Origin of the sequence: Salibacter halophilus, from assembly GCF_008806325.1 — a bacterium.
GTDB classification, from domain to species: domain Bacteria; phylum Bacteroidota; class Bacteroidia; order Flavobacteriales_G; family Salibacteraceae; genus Salibacter; species Salibacter halophilus.
On sequence record NZ_WACR01000003.1, the window covers coordinates 138,080 to 153,378 of the forward strand.

Below are 15,299 nucleotides of genomic sequence, written 5' to 3' on the forward strand. Positions count from 1 at the left end.
GATTATATACGGTTCAATTGCTGCTTGAGCATCTTAATTTGATCGGCAATCATGTTCTTGTCGTCATCTTTCTTAGCCTGATTCAACCAGTTTAGCGCTTCACGTTTTCTTCTTCTGCTCGCTGCAATACCGGCCAGGTTTAGTTTTACCATCGCGCGATCGTGTTTCATGCGAAGGCCTAGTGACAACGCTCTTTTGAGAATTGAATCTGCTTTCCCCATTTTACCGGTTTGGCTCATGATCATGCCCTGCAAGTAGTAATAATAAGCCTGCTGACTTTTGATCATCACTTCAGGCTTTTTGATTTTGCCCAACCACTTTTCAGCTTTAGCGTAATTCTGTTTCCTGAGGGCGAGAAAAGCTAAAAGGATAAACTCGTTGAGCCAAACGGTTGCTAGTACAAGAGCACTCAAAAGAACGAAGAAGATTCCGTTTCCTATTTCACCCTCGATGAACTGATATACTGAAAATCCTAAGATGACCGCTGTAATCGCGATGCGTAATATGTAAGATGCAAACATGTTGTGTTATCTATAAATTGGGCTGCAAATTTAGAATTCTCAGCTGTATTTACGGGTAAAAAGCTCCATTCATCACAAAATGATTGAGCAATTCAATAAAATAAGCTTTATTTGAGTCAAAATTTTCAGAAATATGAACAAAAAACTTATGCTGTTGGCAGGAGCCGGTGTTTTGACATTTGCTTCCTGTAACAATGCATCAAATCAGCAAAAAGAAGAAAAAGCTGTAGAAAAGGAATACGAAGCTTTTGCTACATCGGCACTGGATACTTCAGTGCATGCCTGTGAAGACTTTTTTCAATATACAGCAGGCGGATTTATCGAAAACAATCCTATTCCTGATTCAGAAAGCAGGTGGGGACGTTTCAACATCTTGATTGAGGACAATAATAAACGCCTCAAGGAAATCCTCATGACGTTTACGGATAAAACTGATTTGAAAAAAGGATCTGACCAACAGCTCGTGGGTGATTTGTTTCATACCGGAATTGATACTGCTGCAATCGATAAGCGCGGAATCAAAGATATTGAGCCGCTTTTGAAGGCAGTTGATAACATTCAGAACCAAAAGGAATATTTCACAAAAGCAGGAGAGATGAAGCTCCTGGGTTTTGGTAATCCATTTTCGGCTTATGTGAGTCCGGATAAGAAGAATGTGAACATGAACGTGCTCTACGCTTCGCAGAGCGGACTTTCACTTCCTGATAGAGATTACTACATCAAAGATGACTCGGCTTCAAAATCGATCAGAACCAAATTCAAAAGCTACGTAGCCGATATGTTGGCTATGACTGGCTCTGACCGTGAAAAAGCAAAACAAATGGCGAACCGAATTTACGCGGTTGAGGAATCGATTGCCAAAAATCAAATGAGTCGTGTGGATCAGCGAAATCCGAAATTGACTTACAATAAAATGGCTGTTTCTGAATTTATGGAAATGACGCCAAACATAGGGTGGAAGCAGTATTTTAATACGCTTGGAATCGAGACTGATACGATTATCGTGAACAACCCTGGTTACATGAAATCGCTCGACAGCATGTACACAGCAACTGATCTTGCCGACTGGAAATTGCTGATGCACTGGAAGGTTGTGAACGGATCTGCTAATTATCTGACATCAGAACTCGAGCAGCGTAGTTTTGATTTTTATGGTACCACGATCAATGGTAAAAAAGAAATGAAGCCTCGCTGGAGAAGAGTTATGAACCGTATGGGCGGACTAGATGAGCAACTGGGGCATCTTTTTGTTGAAAAGCATTTCTCTGCAGATTCAAAAGCGCAGGTTGAAGGGATGGTTGAAGACTTGCGAGCTGCATTTAGAGAGCGCATTAATGGTTTAAGTTGGATGACTCCTGAAACAAAGGAAAAGGCGCTTGAAAAACTGGATGCGTTTACTTATAAAATCGGTTACCCTGATAATTGGAAAGATTATAGTGATCTCGATATCTCGAGAGAGTCATTCGCGCAAAATATGTTGACGCTGAATGAATACAAAACACGCGAGAACCTCGACAAACTCAATAAGCCGGTGGATAAGAGCGAATGGTACATGGGAGCTCATGTTGTCAACGCATATTACAATCCGTACAACAATGAAATCGTTTTCCCGGCCGGAATTTTACAGCCGCCTTTCTTCAATCCTGATGCAGATGCAGCCATCAACTACGGTGGAATAGGAGGAGTGATCGGGCATGAATTCACACACGGTTTTGATGATAAAGGAAGCCTCTACGGTGCTGATGGAAATCTCAATGACTGGTGGACTGAGACTGATCGTCAACGCTTTGATTCGCTCGTGAATAAAGTGGTTGAGCAGTACAGCTCTTACGAGCCACTCGAAGGCTTGAACATCAACGGAAAGCTTACAGTAGGAGAGAACATCGCAGATTTTGGCGGAATTACACTCGCTTATCACGCTTACAAAAAGTCGATTGAAGGTCAGCCCGAACCAAAACCAATTGACGGATTCTCTGATGATCAGCGCGTATTTCTCGGTTGGGCGCAGGTTTGGCAAATGAACTCAACCAAAGAGTACATCCGCAATCGTGTAATGACTGATCCACACTCACCGGCACGTTTCCGTGTGAACGGACCACTGAGTAACATGGTTGAGTTTGAAAAGGCATTTGCCTGCAACTCACACGAATCATTTGTTAGATCAGATAGCGCAAAGATTGTTATTTGGTAAAACCTCACTTACAGCGTGGAATTAATTGAAGGTCGGCTCATGATAGCCGGCCTTTTTTATTGGTCAGAGCCTGAAGCTCACTAACCAGTGAACTTGCTAGATCAACGAAGTTAATTCATACACCTCATTGTGAATTAAATCTATTAAATTTCATATTTTTATGAAATGCATTAGGTAAGACCGTATTGATTATAAAAGTCACGTGATACAATCGCGCGGCAGCGGAGAGCTACTCCTATATTTTATATTTTGAGAATTCATGATCAATATGATGAAAATGGACTAATTAATGATGAAGCAGCTTTTTTTATATATTACAATTCTAATTTTTTATTTATCTCCGCTAGATAGTTTTACTCAAAATGAAGATAAACAGATGGTATCCATATATGAATATAATTCAACATGGTTAGATTCTATTTATAATCATCTTGTAGATTCTTTGAATCAAAAATTTTCTTGCAATAAGCCATATTTACTTCGTATTAGTTTCTTTGAATCAGGAAATGACATAGAAATTATTTTATCTTCCTCAAACCATAAAGTTTTATCAGATTATCGTTACTTAGTCAAAGATTTCAATCTTTTTAAATTGAATGGAACATATGTTTCTTTTAATAAGGGTTTTATTGAAAAATTAGAATTATTTGGAGAATTAGAGTTTAATAAAAAAATGGCATTAGATAGTTTATTAAGATTAAATAATAGTAGTTCTAATTGTATCGAGGTCTTTAAGGAAGGAGAATCCTTTTACTTATATTATTCAATTCTCTATTTAAGTTCAAATAGTAACATCACTTACGTAAATTATGAAGACTTTATAGAATACGGTGATTACTTTCACGAAAAAGAAAAGAGGTAATGTGAATAATGTCTTAAAACATGTTGGAATTCCTGTATTACCTTGCTTTTACACAAACCGAGCTTTAACAATCAACAAAGATAATTCATCCATCTTTTTGAATTGAACATACTAAAATTCATACTTTTACAAACAGACATGACTTGAACTCAATAACTGTCTTTTATTAAATTGATTATAAGCTACGCGATACAATCATAGGGCAGCTGGGGATTTAAACATTTAAAGGATTTGATAAACACGTGAAAATGTAAATTCAGAAGGTGCTGAAGTAGACTGACAAGATGTTAATAATACTAGTAAACAATAATATATGAAAATATTGATTGTAGTAGCTGATGTTATACTATTGTTTATAGGAGTAAGCTGTTATAATGATTCATGTTTTTCAACATTTGACAAGATGCTTGTTGAAAATAGCTTTCTTAAAATTGATAAGTCTTGTGATACTTTAAGTTTAATAAATCACCTTTTAACAGAATATAGTACTGATTCCTCATCTACAGAGTGTTTAGAACAATATTTATATGATGCTGAAAGTCGAGATGAAATCTCTATTAGGGATGAAGCATTAAATTATTCGAGATTGCCTATTCGACAAAAAAGGTTTTTCATATTATTTAATATTCATCAAGTACTTTTTTTAAATAATCAAGAGAAGTTTGAGTTTATTTATATAGCTAAAAATGATTTTAAGATAACAGGCGGAATAGGAAGAATTAATATAGAAAAAAAATATTTAAACGAAATAGTTGCTTCATATAAGGAATGGGTATCAAAATTGAATCATAAAGGATTGAAACGTGCTCGCCAGATTAATTTGACTCCACTGAAAGGTGAAGAATATAATTGGAAGCTAGTTCCTAAAGAAGAATATAACTTTCCTTTTGACTAGTAATGCATCAAATATGTTGGAAACATACACGTATCGGTAATGTACCAAACATTTTGGTAGCCATGTTTACTCTTGAATTTTTGATTGCTACTTCCACGCTAATACTTAAATAAACTATCCGGTTGAATGGAGTCCTTTTGAATAATACTCATTTAATTTCATATTTTTATAGAAATCAATGAATTAATTAGGGAAGTTGAATGTGGTATCAGGAAAAAAATCTATTTTAAGGATGAAGAATAGTTTTTATATTTTGATAATACTGCTATTTACCTTTTCGTGCAAGAGTTCTAACAAAAGCTTAGATGAAGAAAATAGGTATGGAGTTAATATCATGGATACCTCACTTTATGGAGAATGGATTAATATTTCTAAAAAAGTTAAGGGGTATTGTGGAGGTTTAAATAGATATGAAGTATTAGAAATAAGTAGAAGTGGTAGAATACAAGTTACTGACTCATTAGGCAATATGTATACAGAAGATATTTGGTCAATAAAGGATACATTAGACCAGTATAATTCTTTTGTCAAAGGGCTTCACTTAAGTGGAGGACATGTTTATTTGTATAGGATTAATAATGATTCGCTGTTTCTTATTGATGAATTAATGCTAGCTTATAAAGACTTTATTAATGTGAAAGAATATGAAACTTGTATCTTTTATCACAAGAGTGAATAAATTAGTATTATCGAAAACGTGTTGGTGAAAATAAGTATTGTATCATGCATGTTGATAGCCTTGCTACTTCCACGTAAATACTGAAATAATTTTCCTTTGAAATTGAGTTCTTTAAATTTTAAAAATGGATGTTATCGCTAGGGTAATTTAATTCTCCTCAAATAAAAAACTCCCCTGAAAACTTTCAGAGGAGTTAGGTTCTGACCGTAAAAAAATCAATTAGTTATCGTTTAACCAATCGAATGGTCTGACTTTCATTGTTATCTGATGAAATCGTGCAGAAGTAAAATCCGGCACTGCCTTCTAATTGAAGTGTGATAAAACGGCTATTGTTCAGCGTCTGTTGTTGTATTACCTGTCCGCTAATATTCGTGATTGTTATAGAAATATTTTGCAGTTCTTTTTCAAATTCCAGTGTAACTTCTCCCTGAGTTGGGTTTGGATAAACCGAATACATTGAAGAGTTAGAGTTTGTATTGAAGATTCCTGTTCCAATAACGGCTTCGCAACTTGAAGTATCTATACACCCATCAGTACTTTCAACAATCACAGCGTATTCACTACTTGAGGTTGCAGTAAATGACTGAGAAGTCTCATCAGAGAGCAGGGAATTATCGCTGCAATCGATCCATTGATAGCTCGCTACAGTTTGATTTGCATTTGCTTCAAGAGTAGAGTTTGTTGTACTTAAAGTGACATCAACCGCATTGATGGTTAAATCTAATGTTATAATTGAATCACACCCAGCAGCATTGACCAGAGTGTCAGTAGCCGTATTGTTAGAAGTAGTATAAGTATTTCCATCTATCCAGGTGTAACTGTCACAAGCTGTTTGCACATCGGTGAAAGATGTTGAGTTTAAAATAGTTAAATCTAAAGTAACGATAGAATCGCATCCTGCAGCATTAACTATGGTATCAGTGGCCGAATTGTTGGAAGTAGTGTAAGTATTTCCATCTATCCAGGTGTAACTATTACAAGCTGTTTGAACATCGGTGAAAGATGTTGAATTTAAAATTGTCAAATCTAATGTTATTACAGAGTCACAACCACTTGCATTTGTATAGGTATACGTTGCCGTATTATTATTGCTCGAATAGGTGTTTCCATCAATCCAGGTATAACTTTCACATGCAGAAACCACATCAGTAGTCGCATCACTGTTGTTTACTGTTAGATTAATTGTAATAATACTGTCGCAACCAATCGAATTCGGAATAGTATCCAGGTGTGTACCCGAGTTATTAATTACAGCACCGGAAGGTGCCATATAACTGTCACAAGTTGTAGGCGTGATAGATGAAGAAGTGTTGTTGCATTGTAACTTACCGCTGAGTAGAACATTATCGATTAACCAGGAATCAGATGATGAGCTCGAACGAGGTGTTATTCTGGCAGCAATTTGTGAAACACTACCGGGGAAACCAATTTGAACAAAACTAATTCCCTGAGTCATTTGCAGTCCACTACTTGTTGGTTGAAAAACGACTTCAGTGGCAGGGAGATAATCTACAACGGCACTCCCAGAAGCTGAATAAGGCCAGTAAGAGTTGTTTGAAGTAGCACCTCTAACTCGTATTCTAGAAGTGAACGTTGTGCCACCGTCTGTGCTGTATTCAACAAGTACGTAATCCAAATTATCTGGTCCACCACCTGAACCATTGAGGTTCATTGCAGACAGCTGAAAACTGATAAAAACTGAATCGTAGCCACCTGGAATTGAAGTATTGTTAAAGGTTACCGTGTTTCCACTGGAAACAGAGGAAACATGCCAGGCTGTAGAGCCGGAAATACCTAATGGAGTGCCGGGAATGCTGGTTGCTGAGGAAGCAAACCCACTTTGTGTTCCTGCAAGAGAGCCTGTATAATTCCAGGTAGGTAATCCGCCATCAAAATCCTGAATAGCGATTGTGTCAATATTACTCTGTGAAAAAGCTGAGAAGTAGAGTAAAACGGTCATTGAAAATAGTAATAGTTTTTTCATTTGTTTGATTTTATTTGACAGTAAAGATACTCTATTTTACAAATAAGTTTCACTTTTAAAAAAGCTGAAGTACTGATAGCCAGAATAGTATTATTCACGAATTGCTATAGAATTGAACATGTATTTTTTTGGTCAGAGCCAGAAGCCTGATCAAATCGTTAAACTACCATAATCGAACAGCTTTTTGTATCTTTCGTGAAGAACAGAACAACCAAAACACGAGATAAATTATGCCCAATAGAAGTTTTGATACACTCCGCGATGCGGTAGATACATTGACGAAAGAAGGTTACAAAGACGATTTCAAAGCTGAGGATGAATCGATCAGAGCCATTTATTCCAAGAAAAGCTACAGTCCTGGTGATTTAAAAATAATAGAGGTGTGCAGGTTTGAAGGCGAATCAAATCCGTCAGACTCAACAGAGGTCTTTGCAATTGAAGCCAATGACGGAACTAAAGGAACACTGGTGATGTCTTACAGTGCAGCTCATTCTCAGGATGTTGAATTGATTACGCAGTTGAAGAAGGCGCAGTAGGAGATACTAGTAATTATGAGAATAATTAATTCAATATTGCTATTCTTTTTTGCGTCTACCTTTTGCCACTCTCAAATTAACTATGATGATATTGACCATGATACACTTCATGTAAGTTACGGAGATACTAATTACATGAAAAAAATAGCACCAGTAGGCGAAAAGTATAGATTAAAGTCAAAGGTGCCTTATAAAGTATGGTGTGATAATAATTGATTTTACAAATTCTGACAGAGTTATTATTTCACATATTCAAGATTCATTATTGAATGGTCCCCATTTCGATTATGATTCTACATATTATAAGTATGGCTCATATTTGAATGGAGAGCAATATGGAATTTTTGTAGAAAAGCTATTAATCGAGGATGAGTGGTATTACAATATAAACCATTTTGAAGGCTATGATCAAAAATACATTCAAGTTGAATGGTGATTATTTTCAAATAACCTGCACAATCTCAATCAAATCATTTTGATCTTCAATAGTCAGTTTCTTGCGGATACGGAGCATTGTCTTTCTTACTGAATTAGGAGAAATACCTAGCATACTGGCCATTTCAGAAACTGATAGATCTAGTTTTAAAAGAACAAACACTCTTGTTTCTGCAAACGTGAGCTCAGGATACTTGCTTTTTAAACGTTTTAAATATCCTTTATGTACTTTATCAAATAGGTGTTTGAACTCATCCCAGTCTTCATTTGTCAGAAGCGTGTATTCGATTAACTGCTCTTTTATTTCCTCTTTTTTAGAGTCTAGCTCTGTTCCCTGTTCGTGTTTTAAAGTTTCAAGATCGTTATTGAATTTTTCGATCAGTGCATTTTTCTCCTTGATATTCAGTATGTATTTACCCAATCTGTGTTGGGCGTTGCTTAGTTCTTCTTCAGTGTATTTTTGGCTCAGCAAAAGAACTTCCTTCTCTTTGTTCCTCTTGAGTTTGTATTGCCGGTAGAGTATGAGTAGAAGTAAAATCGTACTTACCGCAACCATAATCAAAGTGTTTCTGACAAAGATGTCTTTCTTGTATTCAGTGTCTAAAACTTTGAGTTCAGCGAGGTGTTTTTCTGTATTGATTTTTTGTTCAGCTCGTTTAGCTACAGTGATATCATTTGCACGTAGCGCACTGTCCCTGTATATGACAAAGGAGTCTTGATAAGATAAGGCTTTTTTAAAGTTTTTTTCCTTGCGAAATAAATTCGATTTTGCTCTAAAATAGTCGCTTATAACCATATAGCTGTCATCGAAAATTGGAAGACTATCAACTTTTCGAAGATAATAGTGAGCCCTGGTGTAGTTTTTCTTATTTATCTCTATTTGAGCTAGAATGTTGCCAGAGTTAGCAGCACTGTTGTACTGTTCTGTTTCCTGTGAATAAATAAAATCAACTTGTATTAGAGAATCAGCTTTAACCAGGTTTGAGTCTTTGTAGTACTCCATTCCTAAGTTACCTGATAAAATACCAATCCAGGCAGTATCAGCATTTTCCTTTGCGACATTTAAAGCGTGAGTCAGATACTCAATTGTGCAGTCTTTCTTTTGATCTCTACAAACAAGAGCGAGATTGTTGTAGATATTAATTTCATTGCGAAATGAAGTAAATGGGTAGTCAAGTGCTTTAGTCAAATAATGTTCAGATTTACCGTAATCCTGAAATCTATAATAGGCATAAGAAATCGATTCCAGGAACTCATTTATTTCACGGTAGTTTTCATAACCCAGCTTTTGAAGTTCTTTATCAGCTCTCAGAAGGTATTCAAATGCCTTAGGATAATTTCCTGTGTGCAGGTAGCGCTCTCCGAACCAAATCAGGATATCACATTTCTGTTCCAAATAATTTTTTGAATTGAAATAATCAAGTACGCGTTCAAGCTTGATTAAGGCTATATCACACTCTTTATTCTTACAATAAAACTCCGTTTCTTTCCTGGTGATTATTGACCATAAATCAGGATCCTCTCTATATTTTTTTAAGGAATTAAAAATACTTTTCCCCTCATTGTAAGGAAGGTCAATAATGATACTGTCGTAAAGCTGAGCAAATGCCTGAGGTTTAGCACTCGCTTCTTTTGAAGATAAATAATTTAATACATCGTCATGGTCAGATCCAGCATAAGTATTCCGGTTTGCAATTGTTAACAGTGATATTATTAGTAGAGTTTTCCAAAATAAAAATGATTTCAAATTCACAGTTCTGGGGCTTAATTTGCTGAATTATCAGCTTTAGATGTTCTTCGATAGTACCGTAAAAATAGAAAAACCATTTCACTGAATCAATTAATTGATTTTTTAATCTAAAAGTGTGACACTCCCTGACTCATTTATACTTGATGATGTAAAGCCGTTACTAAATGTCAGTTTCCAGAAATATGTACCGCTATCACATTTACCGGATTTATTTGTTCCGTCCCATTTCTCACCAGCTTCATTTGATTCCCAAACTAATCTTCCCCAACGGTTGAAAACCTGTAGCTTAAACCCTGTAAGTGAACAGCTACCTGATTGATCGACAAAATAAAACTCGTCATTCATTCCATCTCCGTTAGGGGTGAAGACGTTAGGAACTTTCCACTCACAATTACAAGTGTCATTTATGTTGACATATACATTCAATGTATCAGAGTAACAATCGCCAACATTCGCGTAATATCTGTACTCTGTAGTAGTATCAACTGATGAAATGTATTGTTCTCCATTGAGCATTGATGGGAGCCAGGTGATCGTTGCATCAGAAAGATTAGAACTCGTACTTATGACGAATTCTTCACCCGGACATGTTGTTACGCCTGAAGCTCTGTTTATATCAGGAATTTCCTGAATTGAAATACTGGTTGAATCCGGTTCTGACCAACAATTGTTTTTTTCTACAGTAACACTTACTGTAGTATCATAAGTTGGTTTTAATGTTATCTTATTTGTGTCAATCAACAAGCCTGTCCAGTGATAAGTTGGATTTGCTACATCTGAAGTAGCTGTAACGGAAACGGAGTCGCCATAGCAGATTTTGCTTACTGGCTCAAGCTCAACATTTGGAATTGGATTGACCGTAATTGCGACACTGTCTGTATCAGAACAACCTAGAGCATTTGAGGCTAAAATAGAGTATGTAGTCGTTGAAGATGGAGAAACATCCAGGTTCTGATCAGTTGAGCCTCCTGGTTCCCAATGAAAGTTTATATTATTTGAGTTTGATGTGAATCCAATTGATGCAGTGTCACCATTACAAATAGTATCATCTCCAAATGCTTCAATAACTAATTGAGGAAGTACTGTTATTTGCGATTGTTTAACTGAGGAGTTACAATTTGCAGGTGAAGTGGCTATTGCAGAAACAGTCGTGTTGGAGGTGGGACTGAGATCTAAAGTATCACCTGTAATAGCTCCGGGGTACCATGTTATTGTTGAGCCTGGTATATCTGCTGTCCCGGTAATTTGAATGTCTTGCCCTTCACAGATTGAGTCCGGGCCGTTTAGCGTGAGGTTGGGAGAGGGGGGATAACTTACATTTATTGTGTCTGTGTAGTAACAAACATCAGAAAAAGTAATGTCATCTAATGCAAAATCATTTCCTGTAGGAGCTGTGTTTTGGTTAACGATTGCTATAGTTGCTGATGTACTGGTACCTGAATTCCAGGTAACAGCAAACTCTTCCCAGTTGCAGGTATTTGAGCTTAAATTAAAATCGTTACCAATTTGATTTCCGTTAATAGAAAAAGATAGTTGAGCCGGATTACTCGCAATAACTGACATCCCCCATGTACTGAAAGAATAATTTGTATTTGGTTGAACTGTAACCGTTTGTTCCCATATTTTTAAACCAGCAGTATCAGACCCGTTGACAATTAACATAGAACCTGATGAGTTTCCCTGGGTGTGATCAAAGCAACTTGGAAAGTTATTGTGAACTAAAGAGGTGTTGCTCGATACAGCGTATTCTCCTTCATTACTCAACAGACCATAACTACCGCCAGTTCCGTAATTATAGTCACTGGTAAAACTGTTATTTCCGGCTGAAAAATCACCATTGACAACCAGGTTTGATAGAGTCTGCGTAGCTACGCAATAATATGTTCCTGCTTGCGATATGCTGATGCTGGAACTGGTAGCGTTAGTATTCCATTCATAAGTATCTAATCCTGAGGGAGCATTTAACGTCAGCGTTGCTCCACAATCCAATGTAGTATCATTTCCAAGATCAAAGTTTACATTACATTGAGCATCAACTTTTAAATTGATTATACAGCAAATAGTAGATAGAATAATGTATTGTAAAACACTTAACTGAATACTTGAGAATTTATTAATCATGACACAACATTTAAAGGGTTATTTGAGCAGGATTAAAATAACAGCAGGCTATAAAAGCCTACTGTTATTGGTGTTCACGCAATTTACTTAGGGTGTAATTATTATTTTGCGTTGGTCAGATCCGTTTTCAGTAAACAGACTGAGGAAATAAACTCCAGAGTTGAATTCACTAACATTAATAGTCATTTGTCCACTGCCAACAACCGGCTTATTGTAAACTTCCTGACCATTTACGCTGGTAATTGTAATTCTCTGAATATTGTTGTTAGAAGGAAAACGTAAATTGAGGTTTTCTTTAACAGGGTTAGGGTATACAGAAACCTGAGATTCTCCTTTACCAAAAATTCCTGCAGGTCTTTCAATAAATATTGACTTTGTGATCGTATCAGTTGATCCACAGCCATATTTATCACCAAGAATTACAGTAACATCATAAGACCCTGTATCCTGGTAAGTATGATTGATTGAAGAACCACCATTCAAAGTGCTGTCTCCATCACCATAGTACCAGTCGTATGTTCCAACTTCTGTTGGATTAACCACAAAGAAAGAGTAGTCATAACCTGCGCCTGAAGTGAATATATTATCACCTGATGGAGCCGTTGCGTGGCTGATTTCAATTGAGGTCATTGATGTACAACCAGCTGTATCTGTTACTGAAACAAAATAAGTTCCTTCATCACTAACTGTAATAGACTGTGAAGTACTGTTAGAAGGACTCCACAAATATGTAGCATCCGGATTTCCGGCATTGAGTGTAAGCGACTCTCCCGGGCAAATTGTTGTATCATTTCCGAGATCTACTATCGGGAATAAGTTTCTTATCCCAAAAGTTCCCAGGTTTGAAGCACAAGAGTGATTATCAGGATTTGCTATCCAGATATTGTATTCACCTACATTCAGATCACTGAAGTGAGTTGATTCCTGCCAGTTGGCCGGAGGGTTAGTCGATGAAGCATCAGTAATTCCGTAAACCAGTTTGCTCGAAATCATGGACAGATCACTGATAGCATGACGCTCAGCATCACCACCGGTAGCAGCATTGAAAGAGTGTGTCCAGTCAGATTTGTCAGCATCTATGTAAGAGGCTGGAAGCTGAATATTATCGAAAACTACAGTTCCATCAACTTCAAGAGTCACCTGTCCCTGAGCATTGACTTCAATTTTTGTCGGTATTTCAGCCTTTCCTTTCCAAAGAGATGTGTTGGAAGAGTAGGCTAAAACCTCATTAGTGTTCGGACCAAAAGCATTTGTTGAACTCCAACCGTAAGCTAAGTAAATACCTTTAACATTGCCATTTGTAGATGAATTATCAGCAGCATCAAAGCTTATTCTTAATTTACTACCGGTGCCATTAGGGCTACTAGATTGTGCTACGTCATCACCAAAAGAATAAGCCATACCATCGGCACCACCTGTACCGTAATTATCTATGGGTTGATCAACTGTCATATCAAAAGCAAGAACAAAACCTTTACTAACTTCAGTTCCCGCTGGATTTTCAATAAATGCACCACCACTAATACCGGTTACTGATGGAGTTAAAGCTAATTTGTTATTTTCAATTGTTGCATCTCCATACATAGTGGTTAGACCGCTATTATCATTGGCAAAATCTATCGTGAAAACTGTATCAACCCCGGCCTGACCATAAATATCAAATAAGTCAAATGCACCAAGTGGATTGTAACAATCAATATCAGTAGTGTCGATCATAGCACCTGCGCCAACAGTGACATTTGCTGATGAAAGGTTTACCATTGTATCATTAGGACATGCTGTACTTCTCAGTTGTACTTTGAAATTATAGCGGCCATTTACTGAAGGAGTAAAACTGTAATTCGATATAGGACTCCATGATTGAAGGACAGTACCTGCTGTGTCATACCACTGATATTCCCATGATCCTGAACCAGAAAGCCCTGAAGGAGCATCAGTAACATCAATAGTAATTGGGTTGTTTGCGCTACAAATTTGTGCCGGAGTAACTCCAGTGCTGACTCTCAAATCAGTAATAGGAGACACTTTAGAAGTTACAACACTTACACAACCAGTAGTTGAGTCAGTAGCTGTTATTGAATACGTGGTACTTGAAGTTGGTGTAGCTGTTACAGACGGTCCGCTTGTACCACTTAAACCGTTTGATGGAGACCAGTCAAAACTTGCAGCTCCAGAAGATACACTGGCATTGAGAGGAACGGAACTCCCTGAACATAAAGCATAAGATGAAGGAGATACTGAAGCATCTGGTAAAGGAACAGCGTTAATAAAGAAATCTGCTGTATCTGTTAATCCACTGTTATCACATGTCATGATACATCTAAACTCTGTATCTACAGTTATGTCATCTGTTTCAATTGTTTCTGTAGTATCGAATTGTGTCCAACCAGAACCATCATTCATTTCCCACATCAGGCTTAAATTGAAATTAGAGCTAAGACTACTATTTTGAAGTCCTAAAGTTGTTTTATTGCCTACACAAACAGAATCAGAACCAGTAATTGTTCCGGCTGTAGGAGTTCCTGTACAAGCAGTTAAAATGGTCATTTGAATGTTTGGAAAGTCATGAGTAGCATCAGCAGTTGGAGGTGAAGCAGGGTCTGTATTTGGATCACTCCAGCCAGCTCCAAAATAAATAGATCTATTATTTCCTCCACCTGTAAACTCCCACTTTGGAGGGTTTGTCCATGATGAAGTGTAAGCTCCATTATTTTGATCAATAGCAATTACAATATTGTCAGTTCCATTCCATTGAAAAGGAGTGTCAAATTCAATTTCCTGCCAGGTATTATTTCCAGGCTGACTTAATGTTCCACTGAACGTTTGAGTAAGGTTGTTGATGGTAACCCAGTCATTTGTAGATGTAAAGTTGGTTTTTGTTGTATGACCCACATATATAGTCCAATCATTACATGTTGAAATATCACCAGAGATAAACTTGAAGGCTATCTTTGTTAATTGACCAGCTTGTCCACCACCTGAAGTTATGTCTGAAGCATGGTAAATATGTTGAGAATATGAGGTGTAATTTCCATTTCCGGTAATAGGAACATTCGATGTTGTCATTGTTCCGGTTCCGATCGTTATCGGGTTCTGAGCATTTACAGCTAAAGAGCCTATCTGAAAAATGCCCATCAGGAATAAGAGCTTACTTAAGCCCAATATCCTTTTTGTGTTTGGGTGTCTTGGTTTTCTTTTCATAATTTGATTTTTAAATTGTTGCTACAGACAAATAAACGCAAGATGCCCTCTGAAAGACAGTCCAGAAGCGAGACAAAAACGAGACAATTGGGAAAATGAGGGATTTAGAGGTTAACAGAAGGGT

10 protein-coding genes are annotated in these 15,299 nt (G+C 36.9%); 5 read left to right on the forward strand and 5 right to left on the reverse strand.

Going from position 1 to position 15,299, the window contains the following annotated elements; all coding sequences use genetic code 11:
• Positions 1-2 precede the first annotated feature (2 nt).
• Positions 3-521: a tetratricopeptide repeat protein gene (locus F3059_RS04155; RefSeq protein ID WP_151166790.1), complete on the reverse strand. Its 519-nt coding sequence runs from the start codon at positions 519-521 to the stop codon at positions 3-5.
• Between the two features lie 133 nt (positions 522-654).
• Here F3059_RS04155 and F3059_RS04160 point away from each other — a divergent pair, with 133 nt between their 5' ends.
• The 4 genes from F3059_RS04160 (at position 655) to F3059_RS04175 (ending at position 5,148) form a co-directional block, all read left to right on the forward strand.
• Positions 655-2,712, forward strand: a complete 2,058-nt coding sequence (locus F3059_RS04160) for a M13 family metallopeptidase (RefSeq protein WP_151166792.1) — start codon at positions 655-657, stop codon at positions 2,710-2,712.
• A 289-nt stretch (positions 2,713-3,001) separates the two neighbouring features.
• On the forward strand, positions 3,002-3,574 hold the full coding sequence (locus tag F3059_RS04165) for a hypothetical protein (protein ID WP_151166793.1): 573 nt from the start codon (positions 3,002-3,004) through the stop codon (positions 3,572-3,574).
• Positions 3,575-3,887: 313 nt separating this feature from the next.
• On the forward strand, positions 3,888-4,469 hold the full coding sequence (locus tag F3059_RS04170) for a hypothetical protein (RefSeq protein ID WP_151166794.1): 582 nt from the start codon (positions 3,888-3,890) through the stop codon (positions 4,467-4,469).
• Positions 4,470-4,701: 232 nt separating this feature from the next.
• Positions 4,702-5,148, forward strand: coding sequence for a hypothetical protein (locus tag F3059_RS04175; protein ID WP_151166796.1), 447 nt, complete (start codon positions 4,702-4,704; stop codon positions 5,146-5,148).
• Between the two features lie 223 nt (positions 5,149-5,371).
• Here the strand turns inward: F3059_RS04175 and F3059_RS04180 are convergent, their stop codons facing one another.
• Positions 5,372-7,132: a T9SS type A sorting domain-containing protein gene (locus tag F3059_RS04180; protein ID WP_151166798.1), complete on the reverse strand. Its 1,761-nt coding sequence runs from the start codon at positions 7,130-7,132 to the stop codon at positions 5,372-5,374.
• A 230-nt stretch (positions 7,133-7,362) separates the two neighbouring features.
• Between F3059_RS04180 and F3059_RS04185 the strand changes: the two genes are divergently transcribed.
• Positions 7,363-7,668: a phosphoribosylpyrophosphate synthetase gene (locus F3059_RS04185; RefSeq protein WP_151166800.1), complete on the forward strand. Its 306-nt coding sequence runs from the start codon at positions 7,363-7,365 to the stop codon at positions 7,666-7,668.
• A 442-nt stretch (positions 7,669-8,110) separates the two neighbouring features.
• Here F3059_RS04185 and F3059_RS04190 read toward each other — a convergent pair whose 3' ends face one another.
• From F3059_RS04190 to F3059_RS04200, 3 genes are all read right to left on the reverse strand, one after another.
• A complete protein-coding gene (locus tag F3059_RS04190) occupies positions 8,111-9,850 on the reverse strand; it encodes a helix-turn-helix transcriptional regulator (protein WP_170265031.1) in 1,740 nt (579 codons plus the stop codon).
• A 105-nt stretch (positions 9,851-9,955) separates the two neighbouring features.
• Complete coding sequence (locus tag F3059_RS04195) at positions 9,956-11,974, reverse strand: gliding motility-associated C-terminal domain-containing protein (RefSeq protein WP_151166803.1); 2,019 nt, start codon at positions 11,972-11,974, stop codon at positions 9,956-9,958.
• Between the two features lie 87 nt (positions 11,975-12,061).
• The gene (locus F3059_RS04200) at positions 12,062-15,175 is read right to left on the reverse strand and encodes a T9SS type A sorting domain-containing protein (protein ID WP_151166805.1); all 3,114 of its coding nucleotides are present in this window, start codon (positions 15,173-15,175) and stop codon (positions 12,062-12,064) included.
• Positions 15,176-15,299 lie beyond the last annotated feature (124 nt).

Excerpts from the sequence above, each read along its gene's own strand:
- F3059_RS04160 (WP_151166792.1), top strand. The coding sequence starts at position 655 with ATGAACAAAAAACTTATGCTGTTGGCAGGAGCCGGTGTTTTGACATTT.
- F3059_RS04170 (WP_151166794.1), top strand. The coding sequence starts at position 3,888 with ATGAAAATATTGATTGTAGTAGCTGATGTTATACTATTGTTTATAGGA.
- F3059_RS04175 (WP_151166796.1), top strand. The coding sequence starts at position 4,702 with ATGAAGAATAGTTTTTATATTTTGATAATACTGCTATTTACCTTTTCG.
- F3059_RS04180 (WP_151166798.1), bottom strand. The coding sequence starts at position 7,132 with ATGAAAAAACTATTACTATTTTCAATGACCGTTTTACTCTACTTCTCA.
- F3059_RS04165 (WP_151166793.1), top strand. The coding sequence starts at position 3,002 with ATGATGAAGCAGCTTTTTTTATATATTACAATTCTAATTTTTTATTTA.
- F3059_RS04195 (WP_151166803.1), bottom strand. The coding sequence starts at position 11,974 with ATGATTAATAAATTCTCAAGTATTCAGTTAAGTGTTTTACAATACATT.
- F3059_RS04155 (WP_151166790.1), bottom strand. The coding sequence starts at position 521 with ATGTTTGCATCTTACATATTACGCATCGCGATTACAGCGGTCATCTTA.
- F3059_RS04185 (WP_151166800.1), top strand. The coding sequence starts at position 7,363 with ATGCCCAATAGAAGTTTTGATACACTCCGCGATGCGGTAGATACATTG.
- F3059_RS04200 (WP_151166805.1), bottom strand. The coding sequence starts at position 15,175 with ATGAAAAGAAAACCAAGACACCCAAACACAAAAAGGATATTGGGCTTA.